The 20,834-nt window shown below is 64.4% G+C and carries 20 protein-coding genes; 6 read left to right on the top strand and 14 right to left on the bottom strand.

All coding sequences use genetic code 11. From position 1 onward, the window contains the following. Positions 1-97: 97 nt before the first annotated feature. From recG to SMCB_RS00130, 3 genes are all read right to left on the bottom strand, one after another. Positions 98-2,215 (bottom strand): ATP-dependent DNA helicase RecG, encoded by a 2,118-nt coding sequence (gene recG / locus SMCB_RS00140; protein ID WP_045534174.1) that lies wholly within the window; start codon positions 2,213-2,215, stop codon positions 98-100. 21 nt (positions 2,216-2,236) lie between these two features. Then, entirely contained in the window at positions 2,237-3,331 is a 1,095-nt protein-coding gene (locus SMCB_RS00135) for a calcium/sodium antiporter (RefSeq protein ID WP_045534172.1), read from the bottom strand. 184 nt (positions 3,332-3,515) lie between these two features. Then, positions 3,516-4,301 carry a ParA family protein gene (locus SMCB_RS00130; protein ID WP_045534169.1) on the bottom strand — a complete coding sequence of 262 codons (786 nt, stop codon included), beginning with the start codon at positions 4,299-4,301 and terminating at the stop codon, positions 3,516-3,518. Between the two features lie 286 nt (positions 4,302-4,587). Here SMCB_RS00130 and SMCB_RS00125 point away from each other — a divergent pair, with 286 nt between their 5' ends. Continuing rightward, the gene (locus SMCB_RS00125; protein ID WP_231851297.1) at positions 4,588-5,010 is read left to right on the top strand and encodes a c-type cytochrome; all 423 of its coding nucleotides are present in this window, start codon (positions 4,588-4,590) and stop codon (positions 5,008-5,010) included. 87 nt (positions 5,011-5,097) lie between these two features. On the opposite strand, the gene SMCB_RS00120 is transcribed toward SMCB_RS00125, so the two are convergent. The 10 genes from SMCB_RS00120 to SMCB_RS00075 form a co-directional block, all read right to left on the bottom strand. Continuing rightward, positions 5,098-6,129 carry a YheT family hydrolase gene (locus SMCB_RS00120; protein ID WP_045534165.1) on the bottom strand — a complete coding sequence of 344 codons (1,032 nt, stop codon included), beginning with the start codon at positions 6,127-6,129 and terminating at the stop codon, positions 5,098-5,100. Positions 6,130-6,267: 138 nt separating this feature from the next. After that, a complete protein-coding gene (locus tag SMCB_RS00115) occupies positions 6,268-6,684 on the bottom strand; it encodes a F0F1 ATP synthase subunit epsilon (RefSeq protein WP_045534163.1) in 417 nt (138 codons plus the stop codon). Positions 6,685-6,733: 49 nt separating this feature from the next. Then, positions 6,734-8,164 (bottom strand): F0F1 ATP synthase subunit beta, encoded by a 1,431-nt coding sequence (atpD, locus tag SMCB_RS00110; protein ID WP_045534162.1) that lies wholly within the window; start codon positions 8,162-8,164, stop codon positions 6,734-6,736. 41 nt (positions 8,165-8,205) lie between these two features. Next, a complete protein-coding gene (gene atpG, locus SMCB_RS00105) occupies positions 8,206-9,075 on the bottom strand; it encodes a F0F1 ATP synthase subunit gamma (protein WP_045534160.1) in 870 nt (289 codons plus the stop codon). 32 nt (positions 9,076-9,107) lie between these two features. Then, complete coding sequence (gene atpA / locus SMCB_RS00100) at positions 9,108-10,664, bottom strand: F0F1 ATP synthase subunit alpha (protein ID WP_045534158.1); 1,557 nt, start codon at positions 10,662-10,664, stop codon at positions 9,108-9,110. Between the two features lie 58 nt (positions 10,665-10,722). Continuing rightward, the gene (locus tag SMCB_RS00095; RefSeq protein ID WP_045534152.1) at positions 10,723-11,253 is read right to left on the bottom strand and encodes a F0F1 ATP synthase subunit delta; all 531 of its coding nucleotides are present in this window, start codon (positions 11,251-11,253) and stop codon (positions 10,723-10,725) included. A gap of 19 nt (positions 11,254-11,272) precedes the next feature. Beyond that, positions 11,273-11,743 carry a F0F1 ATP synthase subunit B gene (locus tag SMCB_RS00090; RefSeq protein WP_045534151.1) on the bottom strand — a complete coding sequence of 157 codons (471 nt, stop codon included), beginning with the start codon at positions 11,741-11,743 and terminating at the stop codon, positions 11,273-11,275. A 100-nt stretch (positions 11,744-11,843) separates the two neighbouring features. Further along, on the bottom strand, positions 11,844-12,089 hold the full coding sequence (atpE, locus tag SMCB_RS00085; RefSeq protein ID WP_045534150.1) for a F0F1 ATP synthase subunit C: 246 nt from the start codon (positions 12,087-12,089) through the stop codon (positions 11,844-11,846). Positions 12,090-12,169: 80 nt separating this feature from the next. Next, positions 12,170-13,075 carry a F0F1 ATP synthase subunit A gene (gene atpB / locus SMCB_RS00080; protein WP_045534149.1) on the bottom strand — a complete coding sequence of 302 codons (906 nt, stop codon included), beginning with the start codon at positions 13,073-13,075 and terminating at the stop codon, positions 12,170-12,172. Positions 13,076-13,108: 33 nt separating this feature from the next. Then, the gene (locus tag SMCB_RS00075; RefSeq protein ID WP_052468344.1) at positions 13,109-13,651 is read right to left on the bottom strand and encodes an ATP synthase subunit I; all 543 of its coding nucleotides are present in this window, start codon (positions 13,649-13,651) and stop codon (positions 13,109-13,111) included. A 227-nt stretch (positions 13,652-13,878) separates the two neighbouring features. Between SMCB_RS00075 and SMCB_RS00070 the strand changes: the two genes are divergently transcribed. The 3 genes from SMCB_RS00070 (at position 13,879) to lipA (ending at position 15,918) form a co-directional block, all read left to right on the top strand. Next, a complete protein-coding gene (locus SMCB_RS00070; RefSeq protein ID WP_045534148.1) occupies positions 13,879-14,154 on the top strand; it encodes an HP0495 family protein in 276 nt (91 codons plus the stop codon). Then, the gene (gene lipB / locus SMCB_RS00065) at positions 14,154-14,831 is read left to right on the top strand and encodes a lipoyl(octanoyl) transferase LipB (RefSeq protein WP_045534147.1); all 678 of its coding nucleotides are present in this window, start codon (positions 14,154-14,156) and stop codon (positions 14,829-14,831) included. Before SMCB_RS00070 ends, lipB begins: the two co-directional genes overlap by 1 nt. Positions 14,832-14,919: 88 nt before the next feature. Then, complete coding sequence (lipA, locus tag SMCB_RS00060; RefSeq protein ID WP_082027129.1) at positions 14,920-15,918, top strand: lipoyl synthase; 999 nt, start codon at positions 14,920-14,922, stop codon at positions 15,916-15,918. 69 nt (positions 15,919-15,987) lie between these two features. Here the strand turns inward: lipA and SMCB_RS13205 are convergent, their stop codons facing one another. After that, complete coding sequence (locus SMCB_RS13205; protein WP_275451288.1) at positions 15,988-17,955, bottom strand: TolC family outer membrane protein; 1,968 nt, start codon at positions 17,953-17,955, stop codon at positions 15,988-15,990. Positions 17,956-18,247: 292 nt separating this feature from the next. Between SMCB_RS13205 and SMCB_RS00050 the strand changes: the two genes are divergently transcribed. Further along, on the top strand, positions 18,248-18,874 hold the full coding sequence (locus SMCB_RS00050; protein ID WP_231851216.1) for a transglutaminase-like cysteine peptidase: 627 nt from the start codon (positions 18,248-18,250) through the stop codon (positions 18,872-18,874). Between the two features lie 40 nt (positions 18,875-18,914). Continuing rightward, on the top strand, positions 18,915-20,834 hold the full coding sequence (locus SMCB_RS00045; RefSeq protein ID WP_045534146.1) for an EAL domain-containing protein: 1,920 nt from the start codon (positions 18,915-18,917) through the stop codon (positions 20,832-20,834).

Here is a 20,834-nt window from a genome sequence, read left to right as displayed (position 1 = left end):
GGGCCCGTTGTCCTTTCAGTGGCGCCCTGCCGCCCGAAGCCACTGAAGCGCCCCCTTGGGGGGCAGCGAGCGCAGCGAGCGTGGGGGCAGTTTCACTTCAGGCTTTGAGAAAGTCCGATTTTGCCCCCAACCAGCGCTCGATGTGGCGCTGCGCCGCTTGCGGCTGCTCGGCCAGCAGGCGCGGAGCCCACGCCCGCGCCCAGTCGAGCAGGTGCGCGTCGTGCTCGAGGTCGGCAAAGCGCAGCATCGGCGCCCCGGACTGGCGTGCGCCCAAAAACTCGCCCGGCCCACGGATTTCGAGGTCGCGCCGGGCGATCTCAAAGCCGTCGGCGGTCTCGAGCATGGCGCGCAAGCGCGCACGCGCGGCCTCGCCCAAGCGGCCGTTTTCACCCGGCTCGTAGAGCAGCACGCAGACCGAGGCCGCCTGCCCGCGCCCGACGCGGCCGCGCAACTGGTGCAACTGGCTCAGCCCAAAGCGCTCGGCGTGTTCGATCACCATCAGCGTGGCGTTGGGCACATCGACCCCGACCTCGACCACCGTGGTGCTCACCAGCACCCCGATCTGGCCGGCACAGAAGCGCGCCATCACCTCTTTTTTTTCGGCCAGCGGCAGGCGCGCGTGCAGCAGCCCGACTTGCACCGGCGCACCGGTGGGGCCGGCACAGCCCTCGAGCGCGGCGGCGAGTTCGAGCGCCGTGCTTTGGGCGTTGCGCAAATCGAGCGCTTCGCTGTCTTCGATCAAGGGGCAGACCCAGTAGGCCTGGCGGCCCTGCGCCAGCTGCGCGCGCAGCCGCGACAGCAACTCGTCGCGCCGGCTGGCGCTGAGCAGCTTGGTCAGGATCGGGCTGCGGCCGGGGGGCAGCTCGTCGAGGCTGGAGATGTCGAGGTCGGCGTAGTGGCTCATGGCCAGCGTGCGCGGGATCGGGGTCGCGCTCATCATCAGCAGGTGCGGCTCCACGCCCTCGCGCGCGCTGCGCAGGGCCAGCCGCTGCGCCACGCCAAAGCGGTGCTGCTCGTCGATCAGCGCCAAACCCAGCCGCGCAAACTGCACCTGCTCGCCGATCACCGCATGGGTGCCCACGACCAGCGCAGCGCGGCCGTCGTGGATGCCTGCCAGGGCCTGCGTGCGCTGGCCCTTGTTTTGGCTGCCGGTCAACCAGGCGATGTGCCGCCCTTGGACCTGCAGCAGCGGCTGCAACCAGTCGATCAGCTTGCCAAAGTGCTGCTCGGCCAAAATTTCGGTCGGCGCCATGAGGGCGCACTGCCAACCGGCGTCGATGGCGCGCGCCGCTGCCAGCGCCGCCACCACCGTTTTGCCGCTGCCCACATCGCCTTGCAGCAGCCGGTGCATGGGGGTGCGCCGCTGCAGGTCGGCGTCGATCTCGGCGCCCACCCGGCGCTGGGCCGCCGTGAGCGCAAAGGGCAGGCGCGCCAGCAGCTGCGCGTGCAAACCGCCCGCCAAAGGGGCCATCTCGGGGGCGCAGCGCGCCGCCCGCAGCTGGCGCGCCTGCCACTGCGCCAGTTGCTGCGCCAGCAGCTCCTCGGCCTTGAGGCGCTGCCAGGCCGGGTGGCTGCGGTCTTCGAGGCTGGCCAGCGCCACCTCGGGCGGCGGCTGGTGCAGCCCGAGCAGGGCCGCACGCAGGCCGCCCCCTGCCAGCCCCGGGCAGTCGGCCCAAGCCTGCGGTGGCACGGTCTCGCTCAAGTCGGCGCGCTCCAGCGCGCTGGCGATGGCGCGGCGCAAATACGCTTGCGGCAAGCCAGCGCTGGCCGGATAGACCGGCGTCAGGCTGCGCGGCAACTCGCCCTCGGCGCGCTGCCACTGCGGGTGCAAGAGCGTGGGGCCAAACAGGCCGTGGCGCAGCTCGCCCCGGGCGCGGATGCGCGTACCCGGCGCGAGCGCCTTGTGCTGCGCTCCGCTGAAGTGGAAAAACAACAGGGTGCAGCAACCGCTGCCGTCGTCGAGCAGCACCTGCAACTGCCGCCGGCCGCCGCTGCGCACCTCGGCGCTGCGCACCGTGCCCTCGAGCTGCAGCGTCTGCCCCGGCTGCGCCTGGGCCAAGGGGGTGATGCGGGTCTGGTCTTCGTAGCGCAGCGGCAGGTGCAGCGCCAGGTCGATTGGGCGCAGCAGGCCGAGCTTGCGCAGCGCTTTTTGAGGGCCGCTCAGGGCAGCGGCGCGCGCGGTGGGCTCAGTCACTGCATGTGCACCCGCCGCCATCGAGCCCGCACGCCCTGGGCCTCAGTCCGCCTTGGCCGGCGCTTTGTGCCGCAGCAACACCACCACCAGCGTGACGATGGTCAGCGGCACCACAAAGCCCATCATCACCATGCTAAAGCCCTCCAGCGCGGCGTGCTGCTGCGCCGCCAAAATCAAGTACGCCACGTAGGCCACGTAGTAGCCCACGAACACCGCGCCCTCCCAGCGCGCGATTTCGCGCCCCGAGATGAACACCGGCAGGCAAGCCAGCGCCACCGCCAGCATGATCCAGACGTCGAAGGCCAGCACGGCTTCGGAAAAAACCAGCCCAGCCGAGCCAAACGACACCATGCCCCCCAGCCCGAGCACGCCCAGCAGGTTGAAGGTGTTGCTGCCGACCACGTTGCCCACCGCGATATCGCGCTCGCCCTTGATGGCGGCGGTGATCGAGGTGGCCACTTCCGGCATCGAGGTGCCGGCGGCGACGATGGTCAGGCCGATGATCAGTTCGCTGACCCCAAAGGCGCGCGCAAAGGCGATCGACGAATCGACCAGCCAGCCCGAGCCCAGCACCAGCAGCACCAAGCCGATGACGATCAGCACGATCTGCACCGGCAGTTTGGCGTCCCATTCGTTGGCCGCAGCGGGTTGCAGCTCGGCGTCAAAGTCGGCCGACTCGGCCTTGGTGGCGCGACGCGACTGGATCACCAGAAAGGCCGTATAAAACAGCAGCAGACCAAAGAGGATCGCGCCATCGATCCAGTTGATGGCCCCATCGAGCCCCAGCGCCAGCACCAGCAGCGAGGCCCCGATCATGATCGGCACCTCTTGGCGGATCAACTGGCTGTGCACCACCAGCGGAACGATCAGCGCGCTGACCCCGAGGATGAAGAGCACGTTGAAGATGTTGCTGCCGATCACGTTGCCGACGGCAATGTCGTACTGCCCCTCCAGCGTTGCCCCGACCGTGACCGCCATCTCGGGCGCACTGGTGCCAAAGGCGACGATGGTTAGCCCCACCACCAGCGGCGAGATGCCCACCGACAGCGCCAGCTTGGAAGCCCCGCGCACCAGCGAGCTGGCCCCGGCGACCAGCGCCACCAGTCCGGCGACGAAAAAAACGATGTGCAGCAGCATATGTAAATACCCTCGAAGGAAAGGCGCGCATGTTAGCAAGCGCCCGCCCGCGCTTTCATCCGCCAAATAGGAACATGGTACAGGGAAAGCCAGAGGTTGCCGTGACGGCAAAGGTGGCGCAACGCGATCCAAGGGCTGTGAGGCGATCGTGCGCGCCCAAATGAGCGCACAAAAGCACAGCCTATCAGAGCAACCGCTGATGCAGGGCCAGCAAGGCCTGGGTGAGCGGGTGTTTGGGCTCGAGGTGGATCAGGGGCCGCGCCAACTGGTGCGACTCGCGCACCTTGACCGAAGCCTGCAAGTAGGGCTGCAACACCGGCAGGCCCTCGTCGATCAGCTCCTGCACCAGCTGCTGCGGCAGCCGGGCGCGCGGCTGAAACTGATTGACCACGATGCCCTTGACCTGCAAACCGGGGTTGTGGTCGGCGCGGATCTCTTGCACGTTGGCCAGCAGCGTATAGAGCGCTTGGCGCGAGAAGTCGTCGCAATCGAAAGGGATCAGGCAGCCGCTGGCCCCCATGAGCGCGGAACGGGTGTAAAAGTTGAGCGCCGGTGGGGTGTCGAGATAAATCTGCTCGTATTCGTTGCCCAGCTGCGCAAGCGCCTCGCGCAGCTTGTAGATCTTGTGGCGCGCCTCCAGCTTGACTTGCAACTCGTCCAGCGCTGGGCTGGCGGCGAGCACATCCAGCCCCTCGAATGGGCTGCGCTGCACGAAGTGCGAAGGCGGCAGTGGGTTGAAGGTGTAGCTGAGCGTCTGCGCGAAAAAACCCGCTACGCCGACCGTGCCAGTGCCGCTCTGGGCAGCGCTCTGCGCACCAGCGGCACCGAGCAGGTAGCGGCTGGAATTGCCCTGCACATCGAGGTCGATCAGCAAGGTGCGCCGACCCTGTACCGCGCTGATCGCGGCCAAGTTGCAGGCGATGGTGGACTTGCCCACCCCGCCTTTTTGATTGAATACGACCAATGGCATGTCTGGGCTCCGGGGGCTGCGTGGCTTGCGCATCATAGCGCCGTAGGCGCCGGCCCATGGCCCTGCATCCGCTTCAGGCTTAGAGCTTTTGCGCCTACGAGGCCGATATAATCGACGAGGAACAAGAGTTCGTGCTGGTTGCTATGGCACCGATCCCGATTCGTATACGCTTGCAAAGGCTCCCATGAGTGACGCAAAAACCCCCTCTACCCAGACTCCTTCTGGTTTCAGTCTCAAACGCTGGATTCTGCTTTTGGGTGTCTTGGCCCCAGTCGTCTTGAGTATTGTGCTGGTCACCTTGGTGCTGCAAAAGCCCTTTGCCCCGGCGCCCGATCTGGCGGCACAGGAGTTGGCTGCCGCTGAGCGCCTCCAGCGCGTCGGCACGGTGGCTCTGCGCGAGGCCACCCGCGAACTGCGCACGGGTCAGCAGGTGTATCAAGCGGCTTGCATGGCTTGCCACGCCGCCGGCGTGGTCGGCGCGCCCAAGTTTGGCGACGCGGCTGCTTGGGCTCCGCGCATCGGCGCCGGCCTCGAGCGCTTGGTCACCTCCACCCTGCAAGGCAAGGGCGCCATGGGTGCCCAAGGGGGCGGCGCCTTTAGCGACTTCGAGATCAAGCGCGCCGTGGTCTATTTGGCCAATGCTGGCGGCGGCAACTTCCCCGAACCGGTGGCTCCGGACGCCACCGCTGCGCCGGCACCTCAGCAATAAGCCTGCTACTTGGCTGCGCGCTGCACGCGGCCAAGGCTGTAAATGGGAGTAAGCGGGAATAAAATCCTACTGACGCCAGGTCTGTTTCTATGCTCCTTGCACCATCAACCAGTTGCAGACCGCCTGCGGCAGACCCTGCAACTGCAATTCGGGCCGACCAGAGCGCCAACTGATCTGCCCCGGAAACCCCACGTGCCCACCGCTACCGGGTTGCCACAAGGTGACGGCGGCTCCCACTTCATCCGGTTGGGGCAGGCAAGATGCCGGCACCAGCGGGTCGTTGCGGGCGTTGAGTATCAGCGCCGGCAGTTCAATGGCCGCCAGCTTCGGCTTGGCTGAAGCGCGCCGCCAGTAGTCCTCGACCCCGGCAAACCCGTGCAACGGCGCGGTAAAAGCGTTGTCAAATTCGCGCAGCGTCTGTGCGGCTAGGGCACGCGGCAAGTCGAACAATCCCGGAAACTGCTGCGCCTTGCTGCGCGCCTTGCGCTTCATGGTGCGCAAAAACAGCTGCGCGTACAACCAGCGGTTGCGGCCGCTGTCGATCGCATCTCCAGCAGCGCGCAAGTCTAGCGGTGCCGATACGGCGGCCACCGCGCTCACGGTGCGCCGGGCCGCGCTGCCCGCCTCCTGCGCCCAGCGCAACAATGCATTGCCACCGAGCGATACGCCAACCGCGTACAGCGTGCAAGCAGGCCCCACTTGAGCGCGCACGCGCTGCAGCATCCAGCCGATTTCTTCGTAGTCGCCGCTGTGGTAAGCGCGTGGGGCGAGGTTGATCGGGCCAGAGCAGCCGCGAAAGTGCGGCAGCACGAAACCCCAGTGGCGCTGCTGCGCCTCGAGGGCAAAGGTCTGGGCATAGTGGCTGCTGGAACTGCCCTCTAGGCCGTGAAACAGCACCAGGGTGGTCTGGCCACCAGCAAAAGTCGGCCCAACGCTGGCGCTAGGCGTGCCGCCCAGCCAATCGGCGTCGATGAAATCGGCATCGGTGGTGGCCCAGCGCTCGCGCCGCCACAGCACACGGGAGCGGGCCAAGTGCCGGCCCCACAGAGCGCTGATTATCGTTTGTGCGTCCCCACCGGGGAGCCAGAGTGGTGCGGCGTAGCGCCAATCGGAGCCCATCAGCGCCACCCTGCCTGAGAGGCCAGGAGGAAATCGCTCAAGCCCGCCCTAACGGTCAATTGCCTAGTGGCCTCTGAACGCCTGAGCACACAATCGCAAAGGAGCTTGTGCGATGTTGACGCTTGGTCGAACTTCTGTTTAGCGCTTCTGGCGGTACTTGCGCAACGCGGCGATCTGCGCCGCCATCACCGCCAGTTCGGAAGTGGCTTTGGCCAGATCGACGTCGCTCTTGGCGTTTTTCAGCGCTTCTTCGGCCTGCTTGCGGGCGTCGTTGGCCTTGGCCTCATCGAGGTCGTGGCCACGGATCGCCGTGTCGCTCAGCACCGTGACCATGCGCGGCTGCACCTCGAGGATGCCGCCGGCAACGAACACGAATTCCTCGTCGCCATCGGCCTTTTCGATGCGCACCGCGCCCGGCTTGATGCGCGTGATCATGGGCGTGTGCCCCGGCAGAATGCCGAGCTCGCCCATTTCACCGGGCAGGGCCACAAACTTGGCCTTGCCGCTAAAGATCGACTCTTCGGCGCTCACCACCTCGACTTGCATCGTATTCATCTGTGTTCCTAGTCTAAAGCTCTGGCCATGGCGCTGTCAGCTGTGCGCATCAGGCCATTTTCTTGGCTTTTTCGAAGGCTTCGTCGATGGTGCCGACCATGTAGAACGCTTGCTCGGGCAAGTGGTCGCACTCGCCGCTGGTGATCATCTTGAAGCCGCGGATGGTCTCGGACAGCGGCACGTATTTGCCGGGCGAGCCGGTAAACACCTCGGCCACGTGGAAGGGCTGCGACAGGAAGCGCTGGATTTTGCGCGCCCGCGACACCGCCAGCTTGTCTTCAGGGGCAAGTTCGTCCATGCCCAGAATGGCGATGATGTCGCGCAGCTCTTTGTAGCGCTGCAGCGTGCCCTGCACGGCGCGGGCGGTTTCGTAGTGCTCTTGGCCCACCACCAGCGGGTCCAGCTGGCGGCTGGTGGAATCGAGCGGGTCCACAGCGGGGTAGATGCCCAGTGAAGCGATGTCGCGCGAGAGCACCACGGTCGAATCCAAGTGGGCGAAGGTGGTGGCGGGCGAGGGGTCGGTCAAGTCGTCGGCCGGCACATAGACGGCTTGGATCGAGGTGATGGAGCCAACTTTGGTCGAGGTGATGCGCTCTTGCAAGCGGCCCATCTCTTCGGCCAGCGTCGGTTGGTAACCCACCGCCGAGGGCATACGGCCCAGCAGCGCCGACACTTCGGTACCGGCCAGGGTGTAGCGGTAGATGTTATCGACAAAGAACAACACGTCGCGGCCTTCGTCGCGGAACGATTCGGCGATGGTCAGGCCGGTGAGCGCCACACGCAGGCGGTTGCCCGGGGGCTCGTTCATCTGGCCATAGACCATGGCCACTTTGGATTCGGGCAGGTTCTCGAGGTTGACCACACCGGAGTCGGCCATCTCGTGATAAAAGTCGTTGCCTTCGCGGGTGCGCTCGCCCACGCCAGCAAACACCGACAGGCCGCTGTGCGCCTTGGCGATGTTGTTGATGAGCTCCATCATGTTCACGGTCTTGCCGACACCGGCGCCGCCGAACAGGCCCACTTTACCGCCTTTGGCGAAGGGGCACACGAGGTCGATCACCTTGATGCCGGTTTCGAGCAGCTCTTGCGAGGGCGAGAGCTCGTCGTAGGCCGGGGCCTTGCGGTGGATGGAAGCGGTGAGCTCTTGGCTCACCGGGCCGCGCTCGTCGATGGGCGCGCCCAGCACGTCCATGATGCGGCCCAGTGTGGCTTTGCCCACCGGCACAGTGATCGGGGCCTTGGTGTTGCTCACCAGCATGCCGCGGCGCAGGCCGTCGGACGAGCCCAGCGCGATCGTGCGAACCACGCCATCGCCGAGTTGCTGCTGCACCTCGAGCGTGAGGGCGGAGCCTTCCATTTTGAGCGCGTCGTAGATGCGCGGCATCTGGTTGCGCGGGAATTCCACATCGACCACGGCGCCGATGCACTGGACGATCTTGCCCTGTACCGCGGTGTTCACTTCTGCGTTGGCTTGAGACATGATGGATACCTTTTAATGCTCTGAATCTTTGAAGGGCAGCCTCAAACGGCTGCCGCGCCGGCCACGATTTCCGACAGCTCTTTGGTGATGCCGGCTTGGCGCGTTTTGTTGTAAACCAGCTTGAGTTCGGAGATCACGCTGCCGGCGTTGTCGGTCGCGGCCTTCATGGCGACCATGCGCGCCGACTGTTCCGACGCCATGTTTTCGGCCACGGCCTGATAGACCTGCGACTCGATGTAGCGCACCAGCAACTCGTCGATCACGGTTTGGGGGTCGGGCTCGTAGAGGTAGTCCCAGTCGTGCCCGGCCTCACCGCTGTCGAGCGATTCGGCGCTCAACGGGAGCAGCTGCTGCACCACCGCTTCTTGGCGCATGGTGTTGATGAAGCGCGTGTAGCACACATGCACCGAGGCCAGTTGGCCTTGGGCATAGGCGTCGAACAGCACCTTGACCGGGCCGATCAGCTTTTCGAGGTGCGGCGTGTCGCCCAAGCCGGTGGTGTGCGACACCACTTTGGCGCCGATGCGGTTCAAGAAACCCAGCCCCTTGTTGCCGATGGCCACCGCGTGGGTGCTGTGCCCGCGCCCTTGCGCCTCGCGCAGTTGCTGCGTGGCCAGACGCAGCACGTTGGTGTTGAGGCCGCCGCACAACCCTTTGTCGGTGCTGATGACGATCAGGCCACAGACCTTGGCCTGATCGTTGTGCAGCATGAAGGGGTGCTGGTACTCGGGGTTGGCGCGCCCGAGGTTGGCTGCGATCTGGCGCACCTTTTCGCTGTAGGGCCGGGCCATGCGCATGCGCTCTTGCGCCTTGCGCATTTTGGATGCGGCCACCATTTCCATGGCTTTGGTGATCTTCTTGGTGTTTTCCACCGATTTGATCTTGGTGCGTATTTCCTTGCCGGCTGCCATTGATGCTCCTTATCGGGTCGCGCTGCAGCGCCTCAGTAGGTGCCAGACTGTTTGAACGCGCCAATCGCTTGGCTCAGCTCGGCCTCGGACTCTTTGCTCATGGCGCGCTCGTTTTCGAGCGTGGTCAGCAAGGTGGCGTGCTTGTCTTTGAGGTAGCCGTGCAGGCCGGCCTCGAACGACAGCACCTTTTTCACGTCCACGCTATCGACAAAGCCCTTGTTGACCGCAAACAGCGTGGCCGCCATCAAAGCGATGGACTGCGGGCTGTACTGCTTTTGCTTGAGCAGTTCGGTCACGCGGGCACCGCGGTCGAGCTGCTTGCGCGTGGCTTCGTCCAGATCGCTGGCAAACTGCGCAAAGGCGGCGAGTTCGCGGTACTGCGCCAAGTCGGTGCGGATACCGCCCGACAGGCCCTTGATGAGCTTGGTCTGCGCTGCACCCCCCACACGCGAGACCGAGATACCGGCGTTGATCGCCGGCCGGATGCCGGCGTTGAACAGGCTGGTCTCGAGGAAGATCTGGCCGTCGGTGATCGAGATCACGTTGGTGGGCACGAAGGCCGAGACGTCACCGGCTTGGGTTTCGATGATCGGCAGCGCGGTGAGCGAACCGGTCTTGCCCTTGACTTCGCCCTTGGTGAAGGCTTCCACGTAGTCGGCGTTGACGCGCGCGGCGCGCTCGAGCAGGCGGCTGTGCAGGTAGAACACGTCGCCGGGGTAGGCTTCGCGGCCCGGTGGGCGGCGCAACAGCAGCGAGACTTGGCGATAGGCCACGGCTTGCTTGGACAGATCGTCGTAAATGATCAGCGCGTCTTGGCCGCGGTCGCGGAAGTACTCGCCCATGGTGCAGCCCGAGTAGGCAGCCAGGTACTGCATCGCGGCCGAATCGGAAGCCGAGGCCGCGACCACGATCGTGTACTGCATGGCGCCGGCTTGCTCGAGCGCGCGCACCACGTTTTTGATCGACGACGCCTTCTGCCCGATGGCCACATAGACGCAGGTCATATTCTGACCTTTTTGGTTGATGATGGCGTCGATCGCCACCGCCGTCTTGCCGGTCTGGCGGTCGCCGATGATCAGCTCGCGCTGGCCACGGCCCACCGGCACCATCGAGTCGATCGACTTCAGGCCGGTCTGCACCGGCTGATCGACCGATTTGCGTGCGATCACGCCGGGCGCCACCTTTTCGATCACGTCGGTCATCTTGGCGTTGATCGGGCCCTTGCCGTCGATCGGTGCGCCGAGCGTGTTGACCACGCGGCCGATCAGTTCGGGGCCCACCGGCACCTCCAGAATGCGGCCGGTGCACTTGACCGTGTCGCCTTCGCTGATGTGCTCGTAGGCGCCCAGAATCACGGAGCCAACCGAGTCGCGCTCGAGGTTGAGCGCCAGCCCATAGGTGGGCTGGCCTTCGGCGTTGACGGGAAACTCGAGCATTTCGCCCTGCATCACGTCCGACAGGCCGTGGATGCGGCAGATGCCGTCGGTCACCGACACCACCGTGCCTTGGTTGCGCACGCTGGCGCTGACCGATAGGCCTTCGATGCGCGACTTGATCAGTTCTGAAATCTCTGCGGGATTGAGTTGCATGACTCTTTCCTTCCTTCGTATGTTGTGACGCTGTACTTCGACGCTCGAACCGGCTTTGTCAAGCCGTCAGCGCCACCTTCATTTGATCCAGCCGGGCCTTGACGGAGAGGTCGAGCACTTCGTCGCCGACCAGCACCCGCACGCCGCCGATGAGCTCGGGTTGCACCTCGACCTGCAGCTTGAGCGGACGCTTGAAGTGCCGCTCCAGCACCTGCGCCAGCTCGCGCAGCGCCGCCTCGTCGATCGGGTAGGCGCTGTACACCAAGGCATCGGCGCTACCGCTTTGCTCGTTGATCAACACGTGCAGCTGGCGCGCAATCTCGGGCAGGGCATTCAGGCGGCCGTTGTCGATCACGGTGCGCAGGAAGTTGCAACCCAGCTCGGGCAGCGGCTGCCTGAGCAAGCCGGTGATGAGCTCATAAACCTGCTGCGCCGACACCTTGGGGTTGGCCGCCCAAAGCAGCAGTTGCGGGTGGGCAGCCACCACCGCGAGCTCATCGAGCCACTGTGCGGCTGCGGGCGCATGGTCTAGGGTGGATTTGAACAATGCCTCGGCGTACGGGCGGGCGATGGTTGCGAGTTCGGCCATGATGTGCTCGGTCTGAGGATCAAAGCTCGGCTTTGAGGCGCGCCAACAGATCGGCGTGCACGCTGGCGTTGACTTCGCGGCGCAGTATTTGCTCCGCCCCCTGCACCGCCAGCAAGGCCACCTGCTCGCGCAGCTGCTCGCGCGCTTTGTAAACCTGCTGCTCGGCTTCGGCCTCGGCGGCGGCGCGGATTTTGGCCGATTCTTCGGTGGCGCGCTGCTTGGCCTCTTCGATGATCTGCTGCGCCCGGCGCTCGGCATCGGCCAGCCGCGAGGCCGACTCGTTGCGCGATTTGCCCAGCTCTTCCTCGACGCGCTTGTTGGCCAGCGTCAGCTCGATCTTGGCTTTTTCAGAGGCAGCCAGACCTTCGGCAATTTTTTGCGCGCGCTCATCGAGCACTTTGGCTAGAGGCGGCCACACGAATTTCATCGTGAACCACACAAAAATGCCAAAAACGATGGCTTGCGCAAACATGGTTGCATTGAGATTCATTGCAACGCCTTTCAATGTTTACGAGTAAAAACCAATTGCGAGAGCCGGGACAAGCTGGGCGCCTGCGGCCATGAAAATTCAGGCTTGCGCCTGAATTGCATCAGACAACAAACGGGTTAGCGAACGCGAACAGCAGAGCGATAGCCACGGCGATCAGGAACGCCGCGTCGATCAGACCCGCCAAAATGAACATATTGGTTTTGAGTTCATTCATGAGCTCGGGCTGACGAGCCGAAGCTTCGAGGAACTTGCCGCCCATGAGCGAAATACCGATCGAGGCACCAATGGCGCCAACGGCGACGATGATGCCACAGGCGAGAGCGACGAGACCCAGAGTCAATTCCATGATGTTTCCTTTGGACTGAAGAACGAAGTTGAAGTTACGAGGGGAAAAAATACACGAAACCGCACAAGAAATGTGCGAACTCAGTGCGCATCATGCGCCTGACCCAGATAAATCAGGGCCAGCATCATGAAAATGAATGCCTGCAGAGTGATAACCAAAATGTGGAATATGGCCCACATCGTGCCGGCAATCAGGTGCCCAATGAACAGCATACCGCCGCCCAAAGTCAAAGCTGCGTAACCGCCCAACAAAGCGATCAGCATAAAGATCAGCTCACCGGCAAACAAGTTGCCGAACAAACGCATACCGTGCGAGATGGTCTTGGCCAAATATTCGATGACCTGCATCGGGAAGTTGACCAGCGCCAGCAACAGCTTCCAAAACGGGTTTTTGCTGGTTCCAAAGGGAGCCGAGATGAGCTCGTGGCCCCAGCCACCCAAGCCTTTGATTTTGATGTTGTAGTAGAAGCACATCAGCAACACGGCCAGCGCCAGACCGAGCGTGGTGGACATATCTGCTGTAGCCACCACACTAAAATAATCTGGCATACCAAACAGCGCGTGCAAGCCGTCGTCGTTGTGGTCGTGAACAAATGGGACGCCGTACGCCCAAATAAAGGGGAACAAGTCCACCGGGATCAGGTCCATGAAGTTCATCATGAACACCCAGCAAAACACGATCAGCGCCATGGGGGCGATCACTTTGCGGCTCTGCGGGTTGCTGATTACCGACTTGGCTTGGTTTTCGACCATCTCAGCCAACAGCTCAACGAAGCACTGCAGCCGACCCGGAACCCCAGCTGTCGAGCGCTTGGCTACCGACCACAGGAACCAACAGGTCAGCGAACCCAGTAGGAAAGCCACCAAAATCAGGTCGATGTTGAACACCGTGAAATCCACGATGTCGGTCTGCTTGGAGCTTGTCAAGTGCCCCAAGTGGTGACGAATGTATTCACTGGGCGTTGGTCCAGGCAACTCAGTTTCCATGCAACTCTGCTTTCGTCAATTTCATCAGATGGATCAAGGCGCCGCGCTGAGGGTAGACTGCTTCCAAAAAGCCAACCAATACACCTTCAACACCAACACCAACCCGACCAAAAGGCCGACCCAACTCAAACCCGGTATCAAGGCTGGGGCCAACGCCAACAGGGCAATGGCCAGCAAGATCTTGACACCTTCCCAAAAAAATACGCCCCCAAGCACACCCCGAACCGCTCCGGCGGGCTGTGCCGCATGCTTGCGTGCCCAGCGGCTTCCTGTTAGGCCATAAGCCATCACAGCCGTTGGCAGCAAAGCACACAAGCCACCGTAAAACACCGACACCACCCAAACCCATTCACCCCAAACCAGCGCGAACGGTACCGTAGAGGTGGTCGCCAGAAGCAACATCACCAGCTGCCAACGCACCAAGGCCCACACCGACATTTGAGGCTGGCGGGCGCGCAATGCTTGGGCCTGCTCGGCCGTGAGAGGCGTGAAACTCTCGTCTTCTGTGGCTGTGTCGACCTGCAAACCGTTTGGACTTTCACGCTCCTCGGCGCTCGCTTGCGTACCACGGAGCATTGTCACCACCTCGGATTACAGATCGATTAACGCACCGGTAGACTTTGTTCAGGGCTGCGTAGGCACCCATCGGCACCGCCACCAACCCGATGCCGCAGCGTCAAAACTCGCGCATTATACGTAGAAACCCGCAGGCACCAAATCTTTGACACTCTTTTCATCCAAACGTCATGCTTTAGTCACGCGCCTATGGGCCTCACCAACCCCGATATCGCGATAATAACCGCATGTCTGCTCCACCTGCCTCAGACTCGCTGATCACCTACCCGTGTCATTTCCCTATCAAAGTCATGGGCTTACAGACCCCCAGCTTGGTCGAGGAGATGCTCGCCATCGCGCGCCGCTTCGACCCCGACTTTGACCCGCTCACCGTCGAACAGCGCCCGAGCAATGCCGGCAAATACCTCGGCCTGACCCTGACCGTGCACGTGCACAACCGCGCGCAGCTCGATGACCTGTACCGCGCCTTGAGCTCGCACCCCCTCGTTAAGGTCGTGCTCTGATGGCCGATCTGATCTTGCGCAACCTAGGCCCAGTGGACTATGCGCCTACTCTGGAGGCCATGCGCGCCTACACCCAACAGCGCGGTTCTGAGAGCCCCGACGAAATCTGGTTTTGCCAGCACCCGCCAACCTACACCCAAGGCGTGGCGGGCAATGCGGCGCATGTGCTGCAACCGGGCAGCATTGCGGTGCTGCAAACCGACCGCGGTGGCCAGGTCACATACCACGGGCCGGGGCAGTTGGTGGCTTATCCGCTGATTGATCTGCGCCGCGCCGGTCTGTACGTCAAGACCTATGTCTACCGGCTCGAAGAAGCGCTGCTGCGCACGCTGGCGCAGTTGGGCGTCACCGGGCACCGCATCGCCGGCTCGCCCGGCATTTACGTGCGGCTGGCCGACCCCTTCGATCACGCCGCCCTCACCGGGCCGCGCCCCGGCGACGATCCGTTTGCGGGCTTGGGCAAAATCGCCGCGCTGGGCATCAAGGTGCACCGCCACTGCAGCTACCATGGGTTGGCCCTGAACGTGGCCATGGATCTGGAGCCCTTTGGCCGCATCAACCCCTGCGGTTATGCTGGGCTGCAAACGGTGGATTTGCAGTCCATCGGCGTGGCAGTTTCGGTATCCGAGGTGGAGCCTCTGTTGTTGCGCCACCTGTCGGATTTGCTGGGGCATTGAGGCAAACCGTGCCCTACCGCCTGCCCTTTCCGCCCACGTAGCCCCCTTCTTACCGCACCTAAAAGCGCCCTCAAGCACCTACGCCCTCATGAACGCTGCCGCCCCCTCCCCTGGCCCCGCCCTTGAAACATGCGCGCCCATACCGGCCCCCTACGACCCCCGCGCCAAGCAAAAAAACGGCGCCAAAACGGCGCGCATCCCGATCAAGATCGTGCCCGCCGAAGCGCTCAAAAAGCCCGACTGGATCCGCGTCAAGGCGGCCGCGCCAGGCAGCCGCTTTCACGAGATCAAAGCCGTGCTGCGCAGCCAAAAACTGGTCACGGTGTGCGAAGAGGCCTCGTGCCCCAACATCGGCGAGTGCTTCGGCAAGGGCACGGCCACCTTCATGATCATGGGCGACAAGTGCACCCGGCGCTGCCCCTTTTGCGATGTGGGGCACGGCCGCCCAGACCCGCTCGATGCCGAAGAGCCGCAAAAGCTGGCGCGCACCATCGCCGCGCTCGGGCTCAAGTACGTGGTCATCACCAGCGTCGATCGCGACGACTTGCGCGACGGCGGCGCGGCCCATTTCGTGGCCTGCATCGAGCACACGCGCGCCCTGTCGCCGCAGACCCAGATCGAGGTGCTGGTGCCCGACTTTCGTGGCCGCGACGAGCGCGCGCTGGATATTTTGTGCGCCGCCCCGCCCGACGTGATGAACCACAACCTAGAAACCGTGCCGCGCCTGTACAAAGAGGCGCGCCCCGGCAGCGACTACGCTTTCAGCCTGAACCTGCTCAAAAAATTTAAGGAGCGCCAGCCCCACATCCCGACCAAAAGCGGCCTGATGCTGGGCTTGGGCGAAACCGACGATGAAATTCTCGCCGTGATGCAGGATCTGCGCGCGCACGGCGTAAGCATGCTGACCATCGGCCAGTACCTCGCGCCCAGCAACCAGCACCTGCCGGTGCGCCGCTACGCGCACCCCGACACCTTCAAATGGTTCGAGCAGCAGGCGCACGCCATGGGCTTTGACCACGCCGCCGTCGGGCCGATGGTGCGCAGCTCCTACCACGCCGACGCACAGGCGCACGCGGCCGGGGTTTGAGCGGCGCAGCGCTTTGGCTCTCGCTGGCCGCCCACCCCACCGGTCTTTCGACCGGCCTTCCCACCGGCTTTAGCGGCGGGGTTGCTCCACCACGGTGATTTCGACCCGGCGGTTTTGCGCCCGCCCCTGTGCGGTGTCGTTGCTGGCCACCGGCTGCGCCTCGCCGCGCCCTTCGGTGCGGATGCGATCGGCCGACACACCTTGGTTCACCAGATAGGCCTTGACCGCCTCGGCGCGGCGCAGCGACAGGCGCTGGTTGTGGGCTTCGCTGCCCATGCTGTCGGTGTGGCCGACGGCGATCACCACATCGAGGTTGATGGCCCGGATGCGCGCCACCACTTCATCGAGGCGTTGGCGGCCATCGGGGCGCAGCACGGCGCGATCGAAATCGAACAGCGCGTCGGAAGCAAACGTGATCTGCTGCGGTGCAGGGGCCGCTGCGGCGGGTGCAGGGGCTGCTGCTGGGGCTGCCGCTGGTACAGCGGCGGCGGGGGCTGCGGCCGGCAGCGCCGGACGGGCGCGCACTGGCGCATCCGCCACCGCACGCGCTTTGTCCACCACCAACAGGGCCGGCGCCTCGAATGGGCACAGCTCTTCGGGTGGCAAGGCACCGCGGTCTTGGCCCAGCTGCTCCAGCGTCGGCTGGTCGGGCCGGCTCACGCCCAGCGCCGTCGTCAGCTGGCCCATCGCCGCCAGCGTGCGCGCCTGCGCTAGGAATTCGTTGTATTGGGCGTTGATGAAGGCGCGGCTGGCCTCGAAGTACTCGTTTTGCGAATCCAGCAAATCGAGCAGCGTGCGCTGGCCGATGTCGAACTGCTGCCGGTAGGCGTCGCGCGCCACCTCGGTCGAAAGGCGGTGCTGATTGAGGAAGCCGAGCTGCTCGTTCAGGCGCTGGACGTCGTTGAAGGCAATCGTCAGCGTCTGGCGCACGTTGCGGCAGGCCAGCTCCTGCAACTGGCGCGCCTGGGCGCTTTGCTCCACCGCTTGGCGCTCACGCGCCTGATCGGCGCCGCCCCGGTACAGGTTGTAGTTCAGCACCACCTCGGCCACGGTGTCGCGCGTGCGGCCGGGCACGTTGTTCAGGTCGCGGCCCCAGCTTTGGCGCAGACGAAAATCGACCCGCGGCCAGAACGCGGACTGGCGCGCCTCGATCAGGCTGCGGCTGGAGCGCACGTTCTCGAACGCGGCGTTGATGGTCGGGCTGGCGGGCAAACCCTGACGCAGGGCGTCAGTCATGGTCGCGGGCATGCCCGGCAGATCTAGGCCTTCGCGCAACGGCGGCAGGGTGGCGGGCGCCAGCGTGCCCATGACGCGTTGGAAGCGCGCGCTCACGTCGTGCAGGTTGCTGATCTCGGTCAGCAAGTTGGATTCGGCCAGCGCCAAACGACCGGTCGCTTGGTCGGCATCGACCCGACGCCCGACGCCCGCGCCGACGCGCTCATCGATCTGGCGCGACAGGATGCGGTGTTCGACGTAGTTTTGCTTGGCCTCCTCGGTCAGCGCAGAATAACGGGCCACATCGACGTAGGCGCGTGCCGCCTCCAGGGCCACGTTCTCCACCACCTCCAGCAGCTCGTAGTAGCGCACCAGCTCGGCGTATTCGAGCCGCTGCACCTCGTTGCGGGTGAAGCCGCCGTCGAACAGCATCTGGTTGAGGGTGAGGGCGCCGCCGTGGCGGCTGTACCAGCCGGTGTTGTTGCCCGGCGCGCGGTTGGTCTCGCGCCCTATGCCATAGTTGAAATCGACTTGCGGCCGCCAACCCGCCATGCCTGCATCGCGCTCGGACTGCGAAGCGGTGAAATTGTGCCAACGCGCCTGCACCTCGGGGTTGTTGAGGATGGCTTGGCGCACGGCCGCGATCATCGGGGCGGGCAAGGCGGCCGCCGTGGCGGGCGCGGTTGGTGCAACAGGCGCCGCTGCCGTGGCAGCAGGAACGGGCCGAGGTGGCGTCACTTGCGCCTGCAAACTGCCAACACAAAGTAAGGCGGCCAGCGCCACCGCCGTGAGCGAGTACGTTTTCATGATCAAACCTTTCATGGGCACACCGACCTTGCCGGCGCACGAGACTTACTTGAACAAAGGTAGCCAGCCCGACTTGAGCTATGCTAGGGGCGCATCTTAAAGCAATTCTTGCTCGGCGTGCTCAAGTATTGCTTCGATCATTTTCCGACCTGCACAAAAAACCACACACTGCCCTCAAATCCCTCACCCACCCCCACGGCTCCCGCCTCAACCCACCGTGCCCATTTGGCTCTTGCGCCCTGCGCGCACCCCAACATTGCCCAGCCGGCTTTTGCTCGCCTGCGGCAGCGCGTTGGCATTGGTCTGCTTGCTTTTCGGCCTGGTGGTGGGGTCGGGTTGGGGTTGGGCCAGCCCCAATCTGGACCTCAAGCAGCGGCTGGCTCTGGAGCGCTTTGGCCCGCAGGCGGCGCAAACCGTGGCCGCGTGGCGCAGCATGATGGAAGATGCGCGCACGCAACCCATCGAGCGCCAGCTGCAACTGGTCAACACCTTTTTCAACCGGCGCGTTTTGTACGCCCTCGACCCTACGGTCTGGAACCAAGCCGACTACTGGGCCACGCCGCTCGAATTCATGGGCCGCGGCGCGGGCGACTGCGAAGACTATTCGATCGCCAAATACGTCACCCTACTGCTGCTGGGCGTGCCCAACGAGCAGATGCGCCTGATTTACGTGCGCGCGCGCACCGCCGGCGCCCTGACCGAGGCGCACATGGTGCTGGGCTTCTACGAAACCCCCAACGCCGAGCCGCTGATACTGGACAATCTGATCACCAGCGTGCGACCTGCTTCGAGTCGGCCCGACCTCACGCCCCTGTTCAGCTTCAACAGCGAAGGGTTGTGGGTGGCGGGCCAAACGCAGCAAGTCGCCAGCTCCACCGCACGGCTGTCGCGCTGGCGCGACGTGCTCGAGCGCATGTCGAGGGAGGGGTTGTGAAGCACCGCCCGCTCCCGTTTTCATCCCAAGGGGAACCGCTATGTCATTGGTAAAGCAACTCTGGCTGGCCATCGTCGTCGTGATGGCGATCGCTTTTGGCGGCAGCCTGATCGTCAACGTGCTGTCGGCGCGCGCCTACCTGCAGCAGCAGTTGCAGATCAAGAACATCGACAACGCCACCTCGCTGGCGCTGGCCCTGACGCAGCTCGACAAAGACCCGATGACGGTGGAGTTGCTGGTCTCGGCGCAGTTCGATGCCGGCCACTACCGCTTCATCCGCATCGTCGCGCCCACCGGCGAAACTCTGGTGGAGCGCGTGTTTGAGGGCGAAGTGGTGGGTGCGCCACGCTGGTTTACGCAACTGATTCCGCTCGAAGCCGAACCGGGCCGGGCCCAAGTGCAAGACGGCTGGCGCCAGTTTGGCACCGTGGTGCTGGCCAGCAACGAACAGTTCGCCTACAAAAACCTGTGGCAAGGCACGCTCGACTTGTTGCTCTGGTTTGTGCTGGGCGCCTTTTTCACCGGCCTGTTGGGCAGCTATGCGCTGCGCGTCATCACGCGGCCGCTGGGGGCGGTGGTGCAGCAGGCACACGCCATTTCGGAACGGCGCTTTCTCACCGTGCCCGAGCCGCGAACGCCAGAGCTGCGCGCCGTCAGCCGCGCCATGAACGACATGGCGGGCCGCATACAACTCATGTTTGCCGACGAATCGAACCGCTTGGACGAACTCCACAAGCGCGTCAACTTCGACCCCGTCACCGGGCTGGCCAACCGCGAGCATTTCATGGCCTACCTGCGCGAGGTGCTCGATGGCGAAGCGTTTGGCTCCAGCGGCTCCTTGGTGCTGGTGCGGCTGGCGCACCTCAATGAGCTCAACGCCAAGTTTGGACACCAGCGCGCCGACCAGTTGCTGCGCGCACTGGGCGCCGTGCTGCTGGGCTGCGACCAAGAACACCCGGGGCAGCGCTCTGGGCGCGTCAAGGGCGGCGAATTCGCCGTGGTCTGCCCAACGCTGGCCTCACCGACCGAGGCCGCGCAACGGCTCTTCGAGCGCCTCTGGCGCGACTGGCTGCCCGACTGGGAGCCCGAGTTCCCGGATCTGTTTCACTTGGCCGCGGTGTCTTATGTGAGGCCGCAAAACCTGCCCGACTTGCTCACCCGGGCCGACCAGGCGCTGGCGCAGGCACGCACCAAAGGCCCCAACCGCTGGCATGCCGACGAACACGAAGGCGGCGGCCAGCTCACCTTGCCGGCCGAGCGCTGGCGCACCCTGCTCACCGAGGCGGTGCAAGGCGGCCGCTTGAGCCTGGCCTTCTACCCGGTGGTGCAGCGCGACCCCAAGCTCGCCCTGCACCAAGAAGGCGTGATCCGTTTGCGCATGGGCAGCGAAGGGCAGTTGCTCAGCGCCGGCGATTTCATGCCCATGGCCGCCAGCCTCAACCTGACCGCCCCCATCGACTTGGGCGTGGTGCAGCTGGCCATCGAACACCTAGGCAAGGGCAGCGGCGACGTGGCGGTCAACCTGTCCGCCGAAACGATCGCCGACTTTGGCTTTCGCAACCGCTTGGTGCAGCTGCTGCAAGGCTACCCGCAGCTGTGCCCGCGCTTGCTGTTCGAGGTGCCCGAGTACGTGGTGTACAAGCGGTTCGACGCCTTTTGCGACCTGGTGCGCAGCCTCAAGGCGCTGGGCTGCCGGGTGGGGATCGAGTACTTTGGCCAGCAGTTTGCCAGCAACGGCAAACTGCCCAGCTTGGGGCTGGACTACATCAAAGTGCACCCCAGCTTCGTGCGCGGCGTCAGCCTAAACCCGGGCAACCAAGAGTTTTTGCGCGGGCTGTGCACCATGGCGCATGCGCTGGGCATCACCGTGATTGCCCAAGGCGTGGAACAAGCCGAGGACTTGCCGCTGCTGGCGCAGCTCGGCTTCGACGGCGCCACCGGGCCCGGGGTGGTGGGGTGA

This window comes from Serpentinimonas maccroryi (assembly GCF_000828915.1).
In the GTDB taxonomy this organism is placed as follows: Bacteria; Pseudomonadota; Gammaproteobacteria; order Burkholderiales; family Burkholderiaceae_C; genus Serpentinimonas; species Serpentinimonas maccroryi.
This window is presented reverse-complemented; position numbering and strand designations above follow the sequence as displayed.